General features: G+C 67.2%; 21 protein-coding genes and 1 tRNA gene. 11 read left to right on the top strand and 11 right to left on the bottom strand.

Features of this window, described 5'->3' with window-relative positions; translation table 11 throughout:
- Window positions 1-140 precede the first annotated feature (140 nt).
- Window positions 141-217 (top strand) — tRNA-Asp (locus tag PMI02_RS11880).
- A gap of 102 nt (window positions 218-319) precedes the next feature.
- Here PMI02_RS11880 and PMI02_RS11875 read toward each other — a convergent pair.
- The 4 genes from PMI02_RS11875 to PMI02_RS11860 form a co-directional block, all read right to left on the bottom strand.
- On the bottom strand, window positions 320-547 hold the full coding sequence (locus PMI02_RS11875) for a DUF2842 domain-containing protein (protein ID WP_007682878.1): 228 nt from the start codon (window positions 545-547) through the stop codon (window positions 320-322).
- Between the two features lie 5 nt (window positions 548-552).
- Entirely contained in the window at window positions 553-1170 is a 618-nt protein-coding gene (locus PMI02_RS11870) for a 5-formyltetrahydrofolate cyclo-ligase (protein WP_007682876.1), read from the bottom strand.
- Between the two features lie 155 nt (window positions 1171-1325).
- Window positions 1326-1652, bottom strand: coding sequence for a cell division protein ZapA (locus tag PMI02_RS11865; protein ID WP_007682873.1), 327 nt, complete (start codon window positions 1650-1652; stop codon window positions 1326-1328).
- On the bottom strand, window positions 1652-1843 hold the full coding sequence (locus tag PMI02_RS11860; protein ID WP_007682872.1) for a hypothetical protein: 192 nt from the start codon (window positions 1841-1843) through the stop codon (window positions 1652-1654). The genes PMI02_RS11865 and PMI02_RS11860 overlap by 1 nt, the downstream gene beginning before the upstream one ends.
- Window positions 1844-2092: 249 nt before the next feature.
- Here PMI02_RS11860 and tkt point away from each other — a divergent pair, with 249 nt between their 5' ends.
- The 6 genes from tkt (at window position 2093) to PMI02_RS11830 (ending at window position 8911) form a co-directional block, all read left to right on the top strand.
- The gene (gene tkt / locus PMI02_RS11855) at window positions 2093-4081 is read left to right on the top strand and encodes a transketolase (protein ID WP_007682870.1); all 1989 of its coding nucleotides are present in this window, start codon (window positions 2093-2095) and stop codon (window positions 4079-4081) included.
- Window positions 4082-4097: 16 nt separating this feature from the next.
- Entirely contained in the window at window positions 4098-5105 is a 1008-nt protein-coding gene (gene gap, locus PMI02_RS11850) for a type I glyceraldehyde-3-phosphate dehydrogenase (RefSeq protein ID WP_007682868.1), read from the top strand.
- Window positions 5106-5167: 62 nt separating this feature from the next.
- Window positions 5168-5587, top strand: coding sequence for an MOSC domain-containing protein (locus PMI02_RS11845; RefSeq protein WP_007682865.1), 420 nt, complete (start codon window positions 5168-5170; stop codon window positions 5585-5587).
- A complete protein-coding gene (gene pgk / locus PMI02_RS11840) occupies window positions 5584-6783 on the top strand; it encodes a phosphoglycerate kinase (RefSeq protein ID WP_007682863.1) in 1200 nt (399 codons plus the stop codon). Before PMI02_RS11845 ends, pgk begins: the two co-directional genes overlap by 4 nt.
- A gap of 37 nt (window positions 6784-6820) precedes the next feature.
- Complete coding sequence (locus PMI02_RS11835; RefSeq protein ID WP_007682861.1) at window positions 6821-7912, top strand: acyltransferase; 1092 nt, start codon at window positions 6821-6823, stop codon at window positions 7910-7912.
- Window positions 7913-7999: 87 nt separating this feature from the next.
- Window positions 8000-8911: a fructose bisphosphate aldolase gene (locus PMI02_RS11830; RefSeq protein WP_007682860.1), complete on the top strand. Its 912-nt coding sequence runs from the start codon at window positions 8000-8002 to the stop codon at window positions 8909-8911.
- 90 nt (window positions 8912-9001) lie between these two features.
- Here the strand turns inward: PMI02_RS11830 and PMI02_RS11825 are convergent, their stop codons facing one another.
- Window positions 9002-9556 (bottom strand): hypothetical protein, encoded by a 555-nt coding sequence (locus PMI02_RS11825; protein WP_036503556.1) that lies wholly within the window; start codon window positions 9554-9556, stop codon window positions 9002-9004.
- 78 nt (window positions 9557-9634) lie between these two features.
- On the opposite strand from PMI02_RS11825, the gene thiE reads away from it, so the two are divergent.
- Window positions 9635-10273: a thiamine phosphate synthase gene (gene thiE / locus PMI02_RS11820; RefSeq protein ID WP_007682858.1), complete on the top strand. Its 639-nt coding sequence runs from the start codon at window positions 9635-9637 to the stop codon at window positions 10271-10273.
- Window positions 10274-10381: 108 nt separating this feature from the next.
- On the opposite strand, the gene PMI02_RS11815 is transcribed toward thiE, so the two are convergent.
- The 6 genes from PMI02_RS11815 to npdG are packed head-to-tail and all read right to left on the bottom strand — an operon-like array spanning window position 10382 to window position 15534.
- Window positions 10382-11173 carry a sugar phosphate isomerase/epimerase gene (locus tag PMI02_RS11815; RefSeq protein ID WP_007682857.1) on the bottom strand — a complete coding sequence of 264 codons (792 nt, stop codon included), beginning with the start codon at window positions 11171-11173 and terminating at the stop codon, window positions 10382-10384.
- Between the two features lie 6 nt (window positions 11174-11179).
- Window positions 11180-12436, bottom strand: coding sequence for an MFS transporter (locus tag PMI02_RS11810; protein ID WP_007682856.1), 1257 nt, complete (start codon window positions 12434-12436; stop codon window positions 11180-11182).
- Between the two features lie 2 nt (window positions 12437-12438).
- Window positions 12439-13359, bottom strand: coding sequence for a TIGR03619 family F420-dependent LLM class oxidoreductase (locus tag PMI02_RS11805; protein WP_007682855.1), 921 nt, complete (start codon window positions 13357-13359; stop codon window positions 12439-12441).
- An 11-nt stretch (window positions 13360-13370) separates the two neighbouring features.
- Window positions 13371-14228 carry an SDR family NAD(P)-dependent oxidoreductase gene (locus PMI02_RS11800; protein WP_007682854.1) on the bottom strand — a complete coding sequence of 286 codons (858 nt, stop codon included), beginning with the start codon at window positions 14226-14228 and terminating at the stop codon, window positions 13371-13373.
- A gap of 53 nt (window positions 14229-14281) precedes the next feature.
- Entirely contained in the window at window positions 14282-14887 is a 606-nt protein-coding gene (gene cofC, locus PMI02_RS11795) for a 2-phospho-L-lactate guanylyltransferase (protein WP_007682853.1), read from the bottom strand.
- Window positions 14884-15534, bottom strand: a complete 651-nt coding sequence (gene npdG / locus PMI02_RS11790) for an NADPH-dependent F420 reductase (protein ID WP_007682852.1) — start codon at window positions 15532-15534, stop codon at window positions 14884-14886. Before npdG ends, cofC begins: the two co-directional genes overlap by 4 nt.
- A gap of 82 nt (window positions 15535-15616) precedes the next feature.
- Between npdG and cofE the strand changes: the two genes are divergently transcribed.
- From cofE to cofG, 3 genes are all read left to right on the top strand, one after another.
- Window positions 15617-16399, top strand: coding sequence for a coenzyme F420-0:L-glutamate ligase (gene cofE / locus PMI02_RS11785; protein ID WP_007682851.1), 783 nt, complete (start codon window positions 15617-15619; stop codon window positions 16397-16399).
- The gene (gene cofD, locus PMI02_RS11780) at window positions 16396-17349 is read left to right on the top strand and encodes a 2-phospho-L-lactate transferase (RefSeq protein ID WP_007682849.1); all 954 of its coding nucleotides are present in this window, start codon (window positions 16396-16398) and stop codon (window positions 17347-17349) included. Before cofE ends, cofD begins: the two co-directional genes overlap by 4 nt.
- Window positions 17350-17351: 2 nt before the next feature.
- Window positions 17352-18678, top strand: a 1327-nt coding sequence (cofG, locus tag PMI02_RS11775; protein ID WP_007682847.1) for a 7,8-didemethyl-8-hydroxy-5-deazariboflavin synthase CofG, incomplete at its 3' end; no start/stop codon positions are given.

Raw genomic sequence — 18678 nt, 5'->3', positions numbered from 1 at the left:
AGCCCCGTCACTCGCGCCACTTGGGAATTTCTTCTGCCCTGGCAGACGAAAGCATTCCATGCCCCTGACAAGGCACGGAATTCCGGCAAGCCGGAAACATATACGAGGTCGGGCTTGTCTCGGCCTTTTTTCATCGCTGCGCGGGTGTAGCTCAGTTGGTTAGAGTGCCGGCCTGTCACGCCGGAGGTCGCGGGTTCGAGCCCCGTCACTCGCGCCACTTCTCGGGAAGTGGTAAGCAGCACGATGAAGTAAACAGAAAAAAGGCCGGGCTAGTCCCGGCCTTTTTCGTATGTGCGCCGTGCGTTTCGTCGCATGGGAATTACTCGGCGGGCGCGCTCCAGCGGCCGGTCTCCATCCAGATCAGGAAACGCCCCAGAGGCAGGATCCAGATTATCCCGAGAACGACGTAGACCGGCGTCTGCGCCAGCGCATTCCACCCACCGATCAGCGGCGGCACCAGGCTGGCGACGGCAATGCCGTAGAGCGCCAGCGCGCCCACCAGGGCGAGGATGCCGACCGGGATTCGCCATGTGGGGGTTTCACGCATCTGGGTCATGCTCCTGCGACCGGTTCGACATGGTACATGCGGGTTGGCGTGACGATGGCGGCGAGTGGGCGGTCATGGCTCTCGACGGGGAGTTCGTCGGCAAGCTGGCAGTCCCATGCGAGGCCGATCGCCGGCACCTGCGGATGGGCGTCCAGCCAGCGGTCATAGTGCCCGCCGCCCTGTCCGAGCCGGTGTCCGCTGGCGGTGAAGGCCAGCAGTGGAACGACCACGAGATCGGGGATCACGGATTCGCTGCTCTCGTCGGGCTGCCGCGCACGCCATGGCCCAACGGAAAGCGTCGATTCGTCCCAGGGATTGTCCCATATGTGGAACTCCATCGGCGCGCCCCGCGAAGCGAACCAGGGCAGGGCGACGCGGCGGCCGGTCTCCGACAGCCAGCGGGCCCATCCAAGAGCGGGCGCCTCCGAACCGGCGGGGTGATAGACGCCGACGATCGCGTCGGCGGGAATCATCTCGACCAGCGGCGCGGGCGGACGGCTGAGCATCAGCGCGCGCAGCCCTGCGGGCAGCCCTGCGACATGCTCGGCGCGCGCCTGACGATGGGACCGCCGGAGGGCGGCCTTTGCATCAGCGAAAGGAATGGGGGGTGACGGGTCCACCATGGGTCGTTTCCTAGAAATCCTCTGACGCGTCGACGTCAGGTGGGAGCCATGTGCATCGGACCAGGATCCGGGCAGGGACAGCCCCCAAAGGATTTGCTTATAGCCTCAGGGATGTTCGAACGGCACGTGCCGGGCAGATCCCGTCACGTCCCTATCTAGTCGCTCGGCGCGTCACTCTCAAGGAGGGATGCGAGATTTTCGACACGCGAAGCGATGCGGCCCAGCCTTTCGGCCAATACTGGAGGAATTCCCGCCGGTGCCGGCGCTGCCGGCTCGGCGACGCGCCTGCGGAGCTCGTGCAGTTCATCGGCCATCATCAGGGCGGCGAACAGCAGCATGCGCGTCTCGGTCTGGCCCGCCGCGCCCGAGGCGGCGGCTTTCTCATCAATGAGACGGCCAAGCCTGGCGACGTGCGCTTCTTCTCCGTCGGCGCTGGCAAGCGTGAAGTTGCGGCCGCCGATCGAGAGCGTGACGTTGCCCATTAGCCGCGACCCCGCTCGGCAAGCAGTTCGTCAAGCTCGGCCAGGGACCGTGCGACGCACGCTTTGAGATCGTCGTGGCGGCGGCGAAGATCGGCTTCGCCATCGGTCCGGGCGGGGCGGGCTGCAGCCTCGATCCGCGCCAGCGCTTCCTCGATCCGGTCGAGAGCAAGCAGGGCAGGAGCCTCATTCATTCCGCCTCGCTGGCCGCATAGTATCCGTCTGGCAACCACTTGTGCGGTGTTGTTCACAATCTTGTCACGTTGGTGGGCTCGATTGGTGCCGGACATGCGCCGGGCTGCGCCGCAGCTGCGGTTTGTGCGAGCATTCGAGGGAGTGTCCGAGCGATTTGGGGTGGTAAACTTGACGGAACGTCGCCTCTGCCTAAAGGGGGAGCCAAGTTACGAATCGTCCTGCAATTCTCGCCTGCCCGGAGCTTTCCCATGACCCTCTCCCCCGACCGTCTCGCGCCGATGGCCAACGCCATCCGGGCGCTGTCGATGGATGCGGTCCAGGCTGCCAACAGTGGCCACCCTGGCATGCCGATGGGCATGGCCGACGTCGCCACGGTGCTTTACGCCAAGTTCCTGAAGTTCGATCCCGCGCAGCCCAAGTGGGCGGACCGCGACCGCTTCGTGCTGTCGGCCGGCCATGGCTCGATGCTGATCTACTCGCTGCTGCACCTGACGGGTTACGCCAGCCCGACGCTGGACGACATCCGCGGCTTCCGTCAGATGGGCTCGGTCTGCGCCGGTCACCCCGAGAACTTCCTGATCGAGGGCGTCGAGTGCACCACCGGCCCGCTGGGCCAGGGCCTGGCGATGGCGGTCGGCATGGCGATGGCCGAGCGTCACCTCGCCGCCACCTTCGGCGACGACGTGGTCGACCACAACACCTGGGTCATCGCCGGTGACGGCTGCCTGATGGAAGGCATCAACCACGAGGCTATCGGCCTTGCCGGCACGCTCAAGCTGGGCCGCCTGAAGGTCCTTTGGGACAACAACAAGATCACCATCGATGGCGATACGTCGCTGTCGACCACCGAAGACATCCAGGCACGCTACCGCGCTTCGGGCTGGGACGTGTTCGACTGCGACGGCCATGACTTCGCCGACATCGAGCGTGCGCTGGCCGCCGCCGCCGCTTCGGATCGTCCCAGCCTCGTCTCCTGCCGTACCGTCATCGGCAAGGGCGCCCCCAACAAGCAGGGCGGCCACGACGTTCACGGCGCGCCGCTCGGCGCAGCCGAGATCGAGGCTGCCCGCGAACACCTGGGATGGACTTCGGCCCCGTTCGAAATCCCCGCCGAAATCCTCGCCGACTGGCGCTCGCTGGGCGCCCGGGGCGCCGCCGCCCGCACCGAGTGGGAAGCGCGTCTCGCCGCCAGCGACAAGGGCGCAGAATTCACGCGCCGCATGGCGGGCGAGCTTCCCGATACGGACGGCGTGCGCAAGGCGCTCACCGACTGGGTTGCCGGCGATACCAACGTCGCCACCCGCAAGGCGTCGGAAAACTGGCTCAACGTGCTGGCTCCGGCGATCCCCGAGATGATCGGCGGCTCGGCCGACCTCACCGGCTCGAACAACACCAAGGCCAAGTGCCAGGCACCGTTCAACCCCCAGGACTACTCGGGCCGCTACGTCTATTACGGCATCCGTGAGTTCGGCATGGCCGCGGCGATGAACGGCATGGCGCTCCACGGCGGCGTGATCCCCTACGGCGGCACGTTCCTGATCTTCTCGGACTACTGCCGCAACGCGATCCGCCTCTCGGCGCTTCAACAGACCCGCGTGATCTACGTGCTGACGCATGACAGCATCGGCCTTGGCGAGGATGGCCCGACCCACCAGCCGGTCGAGCATGTCATGTCGATGCGCCTGATCCCGAACCTTTACGTGTTCCGTCCGGCCGACGTCATCGAGACGGCGGAGTGCTGGAACCTCGCGCTCGAAGCGCAGGAGACGCCTTCGGTTCTGGCGCTCACCCGCCAGAACCTGCCGCAGCTGCGCAGCTCGGGTGACATGCTTTCCGCCCGCGGCGCCTACACGCTGCGCAGCGCGGAAGGCGACCGCAAGGTCATCCTGATCGCCACCGGCTCGGAAGTCGAACTCGCCGTCAAGGTGCGTGACGAACTGCAAGCCCAGGGCATCGGCGCCGACGTTGTCTCGATGCCCTGCATGGAACTGTTCGCGGCCCAGGACGAAGCCTACCAGCGCGAAATCCTTCCCAACGATCCCGCGATCCTGCGCGTCTCGATCGAGGCCGGCATCACGCAGGGCTGGGAACGCTACACCGCCTTCAGCCGCAATGGCGGCCTCAACATCGGTCTGGACCGCTTCGGCGCGTCGGCCCCGGCCAAGGTCCTGTTCGAGCGCTTCGGCTTCACCGTCGAGTCGATCGTTCCGAAAATTCTGGACAAGCTCAGCGCCTAAGTAGGAGGAGATTTACATGGCGACCAAGGTTGCGATCAACGGTTTCGGACGTATTGGGCGCAACGTCGCCCGCGCCATTCTCGAGCGTACCGACCACGACCTCGAGCTGGTTTCGATCAACGACCTCGCGAGCGCCAAGGCGAACGCTCTCCTCTTCAAGCGCGACAGCGTCCATGGCCCGTTCTCGGGCACCGTCGAAGTCGACGGCGACGACCTGATCGTCAATGGCAAGCGCATCAAGGTGACTGCCGAGCGTGATCCGGCGAACCTGCCGCACGCCGCCAACGGCATCGACATCGCGCTCGAATGCACCGGCTTCTTCACCGATAAGGCCAGCGCTTCGAAGCACCTCGAAGCCGGTGCCAAGCGCGTGCTGATTTCGGCCCCGGCCAAGGGCGTCGATCTGACCGTCGTATTCGGCGTGAACCACGACAAGCTGACCGCCGACCATCTGGTCGTCTCGAACGCCTCGTGCACCACCAACTGCCTGGCGCCGTTCGCCAAGGTCCTGCACGAAGCCATCGGCATCGAGCGCGGCCTGATGACGACGATCCACTCGTATACCAACGACCAGAAGATCCTCGACCAAATCCACAGCGATCCGCGCCGTGCCCGCGCTGCCGCGATGAACATGATTCCGACCAGCACCGGCGCCGCCGTTGCCGTCGGCCTCGTGCTCCCGGACCTCGCCGGCAAGCTCGACGGTTCGTCGATCCGCGTGCCGACCCCGAACGTCTCGGTCGTCGACCTGACCTTCGTGCCCAAGCGCGACACCACCACCGAGGAAGTCAACGCACTGCTCAAGGCTGCCGCGGAAGGCGAACTCAAGGGCGTGCTCGGCTACACCGAGGAGCCGCTGGTCTCGATCGACTTCAACCACGATTCGCACTCGTCGACCATCGACAGCCTCGAGACCTCGGTTCTCGAAGGCAAGCTGGTGCGCGTGCTGTCGTGGTACGACAACGAGTGGGGCTTCTCCAACCGCATGGTCGACACGGCCGGCGTGATGGGCGGTCTGCTCTGATCGATACGATGGCGACGGGCCGCCTCATCGGCATCGCGCGGCATGCAAGACCGCGCGGGCCGATGGAGGAACTGCAATCCGTCACCGTCACTGTCGCCGCGGGAGTCCAGGGGGACTTTCGCGGCGCGGTGCGTCCGGGACGCAAGCCCAAGCGGCAGGTTTCGTTGATCGAGGTCGAAAGCTGGCGTGATGCGCTGGATGACCTCGTACTATCGGGGAGCGATGCCCCGGCATGGTCGGCTCGGCGCGCGAATTTCCTGGTCGAAGGACTGCGTCTGCCTCGCGAGGCAGGCTACATCCTTACGATCGGAGACAGCGTGCGCATAAGCGTGACCATGGAATGCGATCCGTGCAGCCGCATGGAGGAAATAGCTCCGGGCCTTAAAGCCGCACTGACGCCCGACTGGCGCGGCGGCGTACTGGGTGCGGTGTTGGAGGGCGGTGAAATCACCGTCGGCGACGAGATAAGGATCGAGAGATGAGCGCTTTCAGGACCCTTGATGACCTTGGTGACGTGAACGGCAAGGTCGCGCTGGTGCGCGTCGACCTCAACCTGCCCATGCAGGATGGCACGGTCACCGACGACACCCGCATCCGTGCGGCGCTGCCGACGATCCTGGAACTGTCGGACAAGGGCGCCAAGGTCCTCCTGCTCGCGCACTTCGGCCGCCCCAAGGGCGAGCGTTCGTCGACGATGTCGCTTTCGATGGTGGTCGGCGAAGTCGAGAAGGTGCTCGGCAAGGAAGTGATGTTCGTGCCAGAGATCGCCGGCCCCGTGGTCGCGCAGTCGATCGGCATCCTGCGCGCCGGCGACATCGCCATCCTCGAGAACACGCGCTTCTGGAAGGGCGAGGAAAAGAACGACCCCGAACTCGTCAACGCGATCGCCGCCAATGCGGATTTCTACGTCAACGACGCCTTTTCCGCCGCCCATCGCGCGCATGCCACCACCGAGGGTCTGGCCAAAGTACTTCCCGCCTATGCGGGCCGCTCGATGCAGGCTGAACTGGAAGCGCTCGAAAAGGCGCTCGGCAAGCCCGAGAAGCCGGTCGCGGCCGTCGTCGGGGGCGCCAAGGTTTCCTCCAAGCTCGACGTGCTCAAGCATCTCGTCACTCTGGTCGACCATCTCATCATCGGCGGCGGCATGGCCAACACCTTCCTCGCCGCCAAGGGTGTGGACGTGGGCAAGTCGCTTTGCGAGCACGACCTGACGGGCACCGCCAACGAAATCCTCGCCAATGCCGAGGCTTCTGGCTGCACCGTTCACCTTCCCTACGACGTCGTCGTCTCGAAGGAATTCGCAGCCAACCCGCCCTCGCTTCGTACCTGCAACGTCCACGAAGTCGCTGCTGATGAGATGATCCTCGACGCCGGTCCTGCCGCTGCCGAAACGCTGGGCGACGTGCTCAAGACCTGCCGCACGCTGGTCTGGAACGGTCCGCTCGGTGCGTTCGAGATGGCGCCCTTCGACGCAGCCACCGTCGCGCTCGCCAGGACTGCTGCGGCACTGACCGTCGAGGGTTCGCTGGTTTCGGTCGCGGGCGGAGGCGATACCGTCTCGGCGCTCAACCACGCTGGCGTAGCTCAGGACTTCACCTATATCTCGACCGCCGGCGGTGCTTTCCTCGAATGGATGGAAGGCAAGGAACTGCCGGGCGTCGCGGCGCTTTCCGCCTGATCGCGACAAGACCGGGCAAAGCGAGTATGCGGCGCGCATGAATCAGGATCGTCATGCCGCCGCGCCGCCCTGGGAAGGACGGCACGTCACGCTCGACGGCATGCGCGGGATCGCCGCGCTTGCCGTTGCGCTGTTCCACTACAACATCTCGCAGGCTCCGCACGGCTACGTCGCGGTGGACTTCTTCTTTGCGCTATCCGGCTTCGTGCTTTGCAAGACCTACCTGCCGCGATGGCAGGCGGGACTGACGGCCTGGGCCTTCATGAAGCAGCGGGTGATCCGCCTCTACCCGCTGTTTCTGGTGGGCATCGTGGTGACGACGCTTTCGGCGATATCGAACCACTTCACCGGGCAGGGCAACGTCTACAGCTACGGGATGATGGCGCGGGCGCTGCCGTTCAACCTGCTCATGCTGCCATCGCCGGCGACGAACACGCTGTTTCCGCTCAACGTGCCGGCGTGGTCGCTGTTCTTCGAGCTGGTGGCGAACCTGGGGCTAGTGCTCGTACTTTTCAGGCTGCCACGGATCGCGCTGCTTGCGGTGACGCTGGTCGCGGCGTGGTGGTTCGCACTGGCCGTTCTGGAAAACGAGGGCGGCAATCTCGGGGCGGTATGGCATCAGGTCGGCATCTCGATAGTGCGCACGACGATGTCGTTCACGGCAGGGGTCCTGCTCGCGCGGCTGCCGCTGCCCGAGGTGCGCCCCGCCGGATGGCTCGGCTTCGCCTGTCTTGCCGCGATTGCCGCGATGCTGATGCTGAATCTGACCTCGGTGCCCGACGCGTACTACGACCTTGTGTGCAGCATCGTCGTCTCGCCCTTGCTGGTCTGGCTTGGGGCTCGCTGCGAGCCGTCGCGCGCGCTGGCACCCGCTGCCTGGTTCCTCGGCGAAGTGTCCTATGCGGTCTACGCCGTGCACTGGGCACTGATGGAGCCGCTACGCTATTTCAAGGACGACCTCGGGTGGAACCCGGTGCTGATGGGGGCAGTTTACCTCGGGTGCTGCGTCGCGCTGGGATGGGCGGCGGTGCGCTGGGTCGACGTGCCGATGCGCGCCAAAATAGGAGCTATGCTGCGCGAGAGGGCGCGGCGTACTTTGCCGCTGAAGGAGCGCGCGCTCCCGCACTAAACGCCCCACCGGCTCTGCCGCAGTTGCGAAATAACGGGCCTCGGGATAGGCTTATGACAAGTGCTGAACAACTCAGGAGGAGAAACCATGCAGTATTCAGACATGACCGCCAAGATGGCCGACGGCGACGGTTTCATCGCCGCGCTCGACCAGAGCGGCGGTTCCACGCCCAAGGCCCTGAAGGGCTACGGCATCGAGGAGGGCGCATGGTCGAACGAGGAGGAGATGTTCGGCCTGATCCACGAAATGCGCGCGCGGATCATTGCATCGCCTGCCTTCACCGGTGAAAAGGTCATCGGTGCGATCCTGTTCGAACGCACCATGGACGGCAAGGTCAATGGCGTGCCGACCCCCGAGGCGCTGATCGCCAAGGGTGTGGTGCCCTTTATCAAGATCGACAAGGGCCTCGAAGACGAAGCCGACGGCGTCCAGCTGATGAAGCCCAACCCCACCCTCGACACGCTGCTGGCGCGTTCGAAGGCGCTGGGCGTGTTCGGCACCAAGGAGCGTTCGGTCATCAACTCGGCAAACGCGACGGGCATCGCCGCCGTCGTCAAGCAACAGTTTGAGATCGGCCTGCAGGTGCTCGGCCACGAGATGATGCCGATCATCGAGCCCGAGGTGAACATCAAGAGCGAGACGCGGAGCCAGTGCGACGCGATCCTGCGCGATGAAATCCTCAAGAACCTGGACGAACTGCCCGAGGGCAAGCAGGTCATGCTCAAGCTTTCGCTGCCGGTGGTGCCGGGCACTTTCGACGCCCTGGTTGAGCACCCGAAGGTCCTGCGGGTAGTCGCGCTCTCGGGCGGCTTCTCGCGCTCCGAGGCCTGCGTCGAACTCGCGAAGAACAAGGGCATCATCGCGAGCTTCAGCCGCGCGCTGCTATCGGACCTGCGCTCGCAGATGAGCGACGCGGAGTTCGATACGGCGCTGGGCGAGGCGATCGACGAGATCTACCAGGGCTCGACCCAGAAGGTGGAAGTCGTCGCCACCGCCTGATCGTTCAGGGCGAAATACAGGGAGGCGGTGCCGTCGGGCGCCGCCTTTTTTGTTGGCGTGAGAGAGCGGTCGCAATGTTGAAAACGGCGCCTAGTACCCGCCCATGAAGCGCAGGCCGAAGCGGTAGTCGGCGGGCTTCACGGCGCCGTTTCCGCTGCCGGCGACCTTGTCGGGGCGGACCTCGACAAGTTCGAGAGTACCGTCGGCGACGTTTGCCGGCTTGCCCGAGGTCAGTTCGATGGTCCCGCCGGTGCCGCTCTCGATCCGGACGCGCAGGCGCAGCTGACCGGCCCAGACGCAGCGGGCATTCATGGGGCAGCGGCTGTCTTCCAGCACTTCGAGCGGCGTCACGCGCGGGCCATCCACGCTCACCGTCTGGTTCAGCGCCGCGTAGGTGAGGGCCGGACCCTGTTCGGGAACCGGCATTTGCGCCGGAGGCGGGGTGTAATCAGGAGCCGGCGTGTAGACAGGCATAGGCGCGGGTCCCGGCATCTGTGCTGGCAAAGGCGCAGACTGCGGCGCGGCCGGGGCCGGGTACTGCGGTGCATAGGCGCCCTGCATCCGCGAGGGATCAGCCGGCGGGATCACCGTGCAGGCGGCAAGCGCGAAAGCGGCGGTCGCCGCGAATGCAAATGGGGTCCTCATGCGCCCGAACCAACACGCTTGCGCCTGAACGGTTCCGGAACACTTGGCGTTCCGACCACTCGCAGCTAGAGGCAGGGTATGACCGATGAAATCCCGCGCGAACCCACGCAGCTTTACCTGATCTCGCCGCTCGAAGTCGGCGGGGCGTTTCCCGACCGCCTTGCCCGCGCGCTGGACGCTGGGCCGGTCGCAGCCTTCCAGTTCCGCGTCAAGGACATCGACCAGCACGCCGCCGCCAAGCTGGCCGAGCCCTTGCTGCGCATATGTTCCGACCGGGAAGTGGCGTTCATCGTCAACGATTCGATCGGCCTCGCCAAGCGCCTCGGCGCCGACGGGGTGCATCTGGGGCAGGACGACGGCTCGATCGAGGAAGCGCGCGGCGAACTGGGCAAGGACGCGCAGATCGGCGTAACCTGCAACGCCAGCCGCCACTTCGCCATGGAAGCGGGCGAGGGCGGCGCGGACTACGTGGCGTTCGGCGCGTTCTACCCGACCACCACCAAGGAAACCAAGCACGTCGCGGGGCTCGACCTGCTTGAATGGTGGCAGTCGATCTTCGAGATCCCCTGCGTCGCCATCGGCGGCATCACCCCGGAAAACTGCCCGCCGCTGATCCGTGCAGGCGCCGATTTCCTGGCGGTCTCCGGCGCGGTGTGGGGCGGGGATGAGGGAGCGGCTGTGCGCGCGTTCAACGCGGCGATTGCAGGCGAGTTCTGAGGTAGCCCGTCGTCTCCGGCTCGACCGTGGGCCGCTGCAGTTCTGCGCTTCGTCGAAATCCCGCGCAGCCTTGCGAGCGTTCCCGGATGAGGTCCGGGACGATGTGATTTAGTTCAGCAAGGCGCGCGCGATGGCGATCATCGGGGCCAGTCGTTCGGCCGGGCCCGCATCCTGCGCCCTGCCTACTTGCGGCACTTCCAAACCGACGATCACATCCGCGGGAATCGCTGCGATGAAGTCTGCCAACGGCAGATCGCCTTCGCCGGGGCCGAGCCGGTTCTCGCGCGCTTCGAGACCGTAGTCCGTCATGCGCGCGGGCATGGGCACATCGCAAATCTGGACGTAGCCGATGCGCGAAGGGTCGATGCCGGTCAGTTCCTCGACACCGCTCCCGCCCCGGAAGAAGTGCATTGCATCGACGAGCACCCGCGCGTTGTCCGATCCGCAGGCATCTGTGAACGCCAGCGCCTTGGCGAACGAGGCGGGCGGCATCAGCGGCAGGAACTCGACCGTGGCAACCATGCCGCGTGTCCTCGCCATTTCGGCGAAACGGCCGAAGGGCTCGGCCGAGGCGACCATGTTCACCGCATTGACCAGCGGCGCGCCCAATTCCGCGAACAGGTCGAGCATCGGGGCGAAAGCGTCAGCGTCCAGCCCGTCGCGGATGAGGAAGCCTTCGCCGAGCGATACCTGTACGGCGGTGTCGGCCATGGCGGCGAGCGTCTCGCGGCGCAGGGCCGTGTCTGCCAGCAGGTCCCACGCAGGATATCCGTGCGGATTGGCGGTTATCGGTTTCGGCGCGAGGCCGATGTGGCCGACGCCGAGGTCTGCCGCCAGCTTCACGAACTCGACCGGCGGGAGGCCGAGGACGCTGATGAACTCGATGGCAAGGCGGTCCATGGGCGTTCAGTCCTGTGCCTGCGGGTCGGGGAATACTGGGTAAGGCCCGAGCCCGACGAACAGCAGCGCGGCGACGAACATGGCGGGCGCGGCGATGGTTTCGAGCAGGTCGTAGCTGCTGGTCGCGTCGTGGACGGCTCCTGCGAAGAGGGGGCCGATCGCCGCGCCCGCCATCATCGTCGAGGCGATCGTGCCCATGATCGTGCCGAAGTTGCGCAGGCCGGCGTAGCGGCTGATGAGGTAGGTCGAGATCTGAAGCCCCGCGCCCGAGGCGAAGCCGATGCACATCACGCCGACCACCATCGGCAGCGCGCCGGCAAACAGGCCGATCAGCAGGAAGTGCCCGAGGCTGCCCACCGCGAAGCCGAGGAACGGGATCACGCTGCCCTGCACCTTGTCGAGCAGCCAGCCGCAGCCGAGCTTGCCGACGATCCCGGCGATCCCGGCCAGCGCGGCGATCTCGACCGCGCGGTTCATCGGGATGCCGCTCTCCGAGACGATGCGCACGAGATGGACGGTGACGCCCGAGCCGACCACCGAGGACAGCAGCGTCGCCGCGCCGATGCGCAGCACCCGCGCGTCGCGGATCGCCTGGGGGAGGGTGAGGCCGGGCAGGATCACCACCGGGCCTTTCACCGCCGTCTTGTCGATCACCCGTGCCTTGCGGGCATGGGCGTCGAAGTAGAGGAACACCGTCAGCACCAGCGCGAGGCCTGCCCAGCCGAGGCCCAGCCAGATATAGGCGGAGCGCCAGCCGAAGGCGTTGATGAGCGCGTTGGCGGTGATCGGCGCGAGCGTCTGGCCGACCGCCGAGCCGCTCAGCATCACCGCCAGCGCGAGGCTGCGGCCTTTGGTGAAGACGCTGGAGATTCCCGCGCTCCACACCGTCGACTTGATGCCCAGCGCAACGACGCCGTAGATCACGTAAAGCGCGGTCCACTGCACCAGCGAGCCGTCGACGAGGCTGAAGGCGGCGAAGGCCAGACCCGACAGCGCCATGCAGGTGATCGCAATCCTGCGGGTGCCCAGCCGGTCCACCGCGAGGCCTACGAACGGCCCACCGAGCATCGAGATCGCCGCGAAGATCGTCAGGCCGGAGGACAGCGCCGTGCGGCTCCAGCCGAACTCGTGCTCAAGCGGGCCGATGAAGGTGCTCAGCGAGTAGGTGATGACCGAATAGAACGACATCCCCACCAGCGCGGCGAGCACGGTCGGCCAGGACTGGCGCCATTCCTCGCGCGTGGAGGCGGGGACTGTGGTCACGCTCAGAAGTCGATCTTTGCGATCACTTCTTCGCCGAACTTCTGCGCCTCGTCGAGGTATTCGGCGCGGGTCTCGGTATAGATCGTCGCGCCCGAACCGTCGACGCCGAGCGACTTGAGGTTGGCGAAGTGGTCGAGCGCCTCCTGCGCTTCCCAGCCGGCCTTCACCGAGTAGGTGGAGGAGGCGATGACCTTGGGCGGCACCGCGCGGCCGACCTTCTCGCAGTGCTCGGCCATGTAAGCGATGGCGGCGAGGATGTCTTCGTCGCCCTCGAGGTTGGCGGTGCGGGCGGTGTCGGTGATCGCCTTGGGCACGAAGAAGGGATGCCAGGCGTCGCCCAGCTCTACCGCGCGGCGCAGGGCGCGCTTGGAGTTGCCGCCGACCAGCAGCGGCGGATGCGGCAGCTGCGCCGGGGTCGGCAGCACGCGGTTGCCGAGCGCGGTGTAGCCGTTGCCCTCGAACGCGAAGTCCTCGCCGGTCCAGGCCAGCTTCATGGCCTTCATGTATTCGTCCATGATGTCGTTGCGGCTGTCGAAATCGACGCCGAGCGCCTTGTACTCGGCCTTCATGTAGCCCGCGCCGAGACCCAGGATCACGCGCCCGGCGGTGAAGTGGTCGAGGCTGGACACCGCCCGCGCGGTGATGAACGGGTTGCGGTAGGGCAGCACGAGAATGTTGGTCTGGAGCTTAAGCGTCGTCGTCGCCGCGCCGAGCATCGAGAGCATCACGAACGGGTCCTGCGCATAGTGCCCGCCGTTGTCGAGCCAGCGCGAGGACGGCACCGGGTGGTCGGTGACGGTGCCAGCGTAGAACCCCGCCGCCTCAACCGCCTTCGCGATCTGGTGGAGGGCTTCCATCGTGCCCCATTCCTGCGGCTTGTCGATATGGTCGAAGGGCAGGCTGGTGCTGAGGGTGAAGGTCATCGCTCTCTCCGTTATTCCGTTATCTCGGGGGGCAGGACCCAGGCATCGCTGCGGTCGCGCACCCAGCCGCCCGAGGCCCACGAGCCGCCGTCGACGGGGATGATCGTCCCCGTCACGTAGCTGGCCATGGGCGAGGCGAGGAACACGGCGACGCGGCCGCATTCCTCGTCGATCCCGGCACGGCCGGCGGGGATGCGCTTGCGGATGCCTTCCACCTGCGCGGGGCTGGGCTGGTACCACTTGCTCTCGTCCACCTCGCCGGTGAAGTTGCCCCGGGTGCCCGGCGTCACCGTGTAGTCGGGCGCGATGGTGTTCACGCGGATGCCGTGCTCGGCGAATTCGAGGGCGAGGGTGCGGGTCAGGTTGTTGATGCCCGCCTTGCACGCGGCATAGACCGCATAACCCGGCGCCGCGCGGCTCGCCTCGATGCTGGTGACGTTGACGATCGCGCCGCCGCGTCCGCCGGCGATCATCACCGGCACCGCCGCCTGCGTCGCGGCGAGGTTGCTGACGAGGTTGAGGTCGATGTGCCGCCGCCAGTTCTTCTCGGTGAGGTCGAGGAAGCCGCGCCGGGTCACCCCGCCCGCGTTGTTCACGAGGATGTCGAGCCGGCCGAAGGTGTCGGCGGCCTTGGCCACGGCGTCCTGCAGCACCTCCACGTCCATGACGTTGCCGGGGATGCAGAGCGCGCGGCGGCCACGTGCCTCGATCATCCGCGTGACCTGCTCGCAGCGTTCGGGGACGGCTTCGATGATCGCGACGTCGGCGCCCATGTCAGCCATGCACAGCGCGATGGCGCGGCCGATGCCGCCGCCGCCGCCGGTCACGAAGGCCACCTGGCCGGTCAGGTCGATGTCGCTTGCCTGCACTTGATCCCTCTCCGCCGTGTCGTGCCGTTTTCGGCTTTTTCGCGCCCCCGCGATCAGGTCGAGAGGCTGAACAGGTGTCCAGCATCAGCGAGATCGCCGGGCTCGTCTATGTCTTTCTCCAGTCCCGGCCCGGTGATCGTCACCGCGTTCAACCCGAGGATTTCAGCCGCCGTCCGGTGCAGTGCGGCGCTGTCGCTGCCGAAGTGGAAGCGCCATCCTGCCGCCTCGGGCAAGGGCAGCGAGAGCGCATTGGTGCCGCGTCCATGCCGGTCGGGCGCGATGCCGACCGTGCCGGGTGGAAGCTGCGCCAGTTTCTCGATTTCCGCCGCCGAAACGCAGGGAAGATCGGCGGGAAGGAAGATCAGCCGGGCGGGCGCATCGCCGCGCCCGGCAATTTCGGCCAAGGCCTGTTCCAGCGCCGCATTGAGTCCGCCGCCCGCATCCCCGATGCGTTCAAGCCCGGCGCCGACTCCCGCTCGCTCCGGCCCCACCAGCATCACGCGCGCCACCACGCCTTCCGCCACCCCGACCACATGCGCCAGCATCGCCTCGACCAGCCCCTCGCGCTCGCAAGGCGAGAGCGCGCCGGCGAGGCGGGTCTTGCCTTGCCCTCGCGCCTTGATCGGGATCAGCGCCCATGTCGTCGGCGCGTTGGTCACGGGATCGCGGGGGCCTCGGTCAGGTTGGTGAAGCGGATGCCGGCGCCGTCGGCGTTGTAGGTCTTGTTCATGTAGATGAGGATCGAGGTCAGCGCCTCGGCCGCCGCCGAATTGGCGAGCGCGCCGCCCGAGAGGCCACGGATGCCCATGCCGGGGCAGAGATCGACGACGGTCTTGCGCGCCTCGATGTCGTCCGAGAACACCAGCACGTCGCAGTCGATCGCGTGGTCGGAATCGAGGTGATGGGCGGACACGTTGTGGAACGCCGTGACCAGCCGCGCGTCGGGGCCGAGATGCTCGCGCGCCTGCAAGGCGGCGCTGCCCTCGGCGGGAAGCTGCACGCGCATGACCTTGGGGGGGACCAGCGGCACGGTGGTATCGACCACCACGGCCTGTCCCACGCAGTCCCGGATCTCGCCCAGCGTCGCGCCCTGCGAGGCGAACGGCACGGCGACGATGACGACGTCCTTGCCCTCGGCCGCGTCGGCATTCGCGGCGAAGCCCGCCGCTCCCAGTTCCTCGGCGGTGACCTGCGCCTTGTCGGCGGAACGCGAGCCGATGGTGACCTGATGCCCTGCCGCCACGAGCCTGCGGGCGATGCCCTTGCCCAGTGCGCCGGTGCCGCCGATGACTGCGATTGATGCCATGTTGCTTAATCTCTCCCGCGAAATCTTCGCGCTGGTAATTGTCGTTGCCCGCTGCGGACGTAAGGTGCGCCCGGGAGGATCAATGACCGCTATTCCAGAACTCACCGTGCGTGCCCTTGCCGGATTGCCCATGTTCGCCACCGGCATGTCGATAGCGCAAGCGATTTGCACCGCGCTCGCCGCCGGCGGGGACGCCTTACGCGACGGCGATATCTGCGTGATCGCGCAGAAGATCGTCTCCAAGAGCGAAGGGCGGACGGTGGAGCTTGCCGATCTGATGCCGGGCGAGGAGGCTTTGGACCTCGCCAAGCGCACCGGGCGCGAGGCGGCGATGGCGCAGGCGATCCTCGACGAGAGCGCCGAGATCATGCGACCGCACCCCGCCGCGATCATCGCCCGGCACAGGACCGGCCACGTCCTCGCCAATGCGGGCATCGACGCCAGCAACGTCGAGGGCGGAGATGCCGGGACGGTGCTGCTCTGGCCGGTCGATCCCGACGCCTCGGCGCGCGCCATCCGTGCCGATCTGCGCGCGGCGAGCGGGGCCGAGGTCGCGGTCGTGATCGCGGATTCGATGGGCCGCGCCTGGCGGATCGGCACGGTCGGCACAGCCATCGGCTGCGCGGGGCTGACCGTACTGGAGGACCGGCGGGGCAGGGCGGTCGACCTGTTCGGGCGGACCCTGCAGGCCACGGTGATCGCTGTCGCTGACTCGGTCGCGGCGATGGCGGCGCTGGCGATGGGCGAGGGCGACGAAGGCGCTCCGGTCGCGCTGGTGCGCGGCGCCGGGCGCTGGACCTCGGCAGAAGACGGACCAGGCGCGGCGAGCGGGTTGCGCCCGGTAGAACAGGACATGTTTCGATGAGCGGAAAGCACGTATTGGCGCTCTCGGGCGGGGTCGGCGGCGCCAAGCTGGCGGCGGGGCTCGCGGCGGTCCTCGCGCCGGAGGACCTGACCGTGGTCGTCAACACCGGCGACGATTTTGAGCACCTCGGCCTGACGATTTGCCCGGACATCGATTCTGTGACGTATGCGCTGGCGGGCCTCAACGACACGGTGCGCGGCTGGGGCGTCAAGGACGAGACGTGGCAGGCGATGGCCATGCTGCGCGGCCTCGGCGAGGCGGACTGGTTCAACCTCGGCGACCGCGACATGGGCATGCACATCGCCCGCTCGTGGCGGCTTCGCGAGGGCGAAACGCTGTCGCAGGTGACCGCCCGCCTGACGCGTAATCTCGGTATCGCGCACGCGATAATTCCCATGAGCGACGCCCCTTTGCGCACGCAGGTCGAGACGGCGGAGGGCTGGCTGGACTTCCAGCGCTACTTCGTCGCCGAGCAGTGCCGCCCGGTCGCGACGGGGGTGCGGTTCGAGGGCTCGCCCGGCGCCGCGATGTCCCCCGCCTTCGCCGAGGCGCTGGCGCGCGAGGATCTGGGCGCAATCGTCCTATGCCCCTCGAATCCGTACCTCAGCGTCGATCCGATCCTCGCCGTCGATGGCGTGAGGGAGGCTCTCAGCGCGCGCAAGGTGCCGCTGGTGGCGGTCTCGCCGCTGGTGGGTGGAACCTCGCTCAAGGGCCCGCTCGCCAAGCTGCTGGGGGAACTCGGCAGGCCGGTGAGCAACGCCTCGATCGCCGATCACTACGGCGATCTTCTCGACCATCTGGTGATCGACGAGGCCGACGCCGCCGATGCGGGGGACTTGCAGGCGCGCGGCCTTTGCGTCACCGTTACGGGAACAGTCATGTGCGATGCCGAGGTTCGGGAGCGGCTTGCGCGCGTAGCACTGACCGCAGCCCGTATCGAAACAGGATGACCATGGCTCGCGACGACGAAGCACTGATAACCCGACTCCTTGCCGCGCCGCTGGACGACGTGCTGGCCGAAGCGCGCGCCCGCCGTGATACGCGCCACGGGCCGCTCACGCCCGCGCGGATGACCTATTCGCCCAAGGTCTTCATCCCGCTCACGCGCCTCTGCGCTGACGTCTGCCACTACTGCACCTTCGCGACGACGCCCTCGCGGCTGGAATCGCCCTATCTCTCGGAAGAGCAGGTGCTGGAGATCGCCCGCGCCGGCGCGGCGGCCGGGTGCAAGGAAGCGCTGTTCACGCTCGGCGATGCGCCCGAACGGCGCTATTCCGTGGCCCGCGAATGGTTGGCCGAGCGCGGGTTCGAGCGTACCATCGACTACGTGCGCCACTGCGCCGCGCTGGTGCTCCGGGAAACCGGCCTGCTCCCCCACGTCAACGCGGGCGTGCTGGACGAGGCCGACTGGCGGATGCTGCGCCCGGTCGCGGCTTCCGTCGGGCTGATGCTGGAGAGCACCTCGGACCGGCTGATGGATAAGGGCATGTGCCACCACGGCTCGCCCGACAAGCTGCCCGCCGTGCGCCTCGCCTCGCTCGAAGCGGCGGGCCGTGCGAAGGTCGCCACCACCAGCGGCGTACTCATCGGTATCGGCGAAACCCCGCGCGAGCGCATCGAGGCGCTCCTCGCGCTGCGCGACCTGCACGAGGCGCATGGCCACCTGCAGGAAGTGATCGTCCAGAACTTCTGCCCCAAGCCCGGCACCAAGATGTCCGGCGCCATCGAGGCGAGCGAGGCCGATTTCCTGCGCACCATCGCCGCCGCGCGCATCGTCATGCCGCTCGAGGTTTCGGTGCAGGCCCCGCCCAACCTCAACGACGAGCGCCTCGCCGAACTGATCGATGCCGGCATCGACGACTGGGGCGGCATCTCCCCCGTCACGCAGGATCACGTCAATCCCGAGGCCGCCTGGCCCGAGATCGATCGCCTCGAAGCCATCTGCGCGAGGGCCGGCATGCCGCTGGTCGAGCGCCTAACGGTCTACCCGCGCTTCGTCGAGGAAGACGGCTGGCTCGACCCGGCGATCCGTCCGGCAGTGCTGAAGCTGTCCGATTCCGAAAGCCTCGGCCGCGACAGCCAGTGGAGCCCGGGCATGTCAGAGCATGCGCCCGGCAAAGTCACCTCGCCGCTGGGCCGCCGCCATGAGGGTCCAGTCGCCAGCCGCATCCACCGCATTCTCGACCGTGCCGCCAGCGGCACGGGACTGTCGGAAGACGAGATCACGGCCCTGTTCGCCACGCGCGGCAGCGCGGCGCAGGCGGTCGTCGAAGCCGCCG

It is taken from the genome of Novosphingobium sp. AP12, from assembly GCF_000281975.1.
Taxonomy (GTDB): domain Bacteria; phylum Pseudomonadota; class Alphaproteobacteria; order Sphingomonadales; family Sphingomonadaceae; genus Novosphingobium.
Note: the sequence above shows the minus strand (reverse complement) of the source record. Positions and strands in the feature narration are given on the sequence as shown.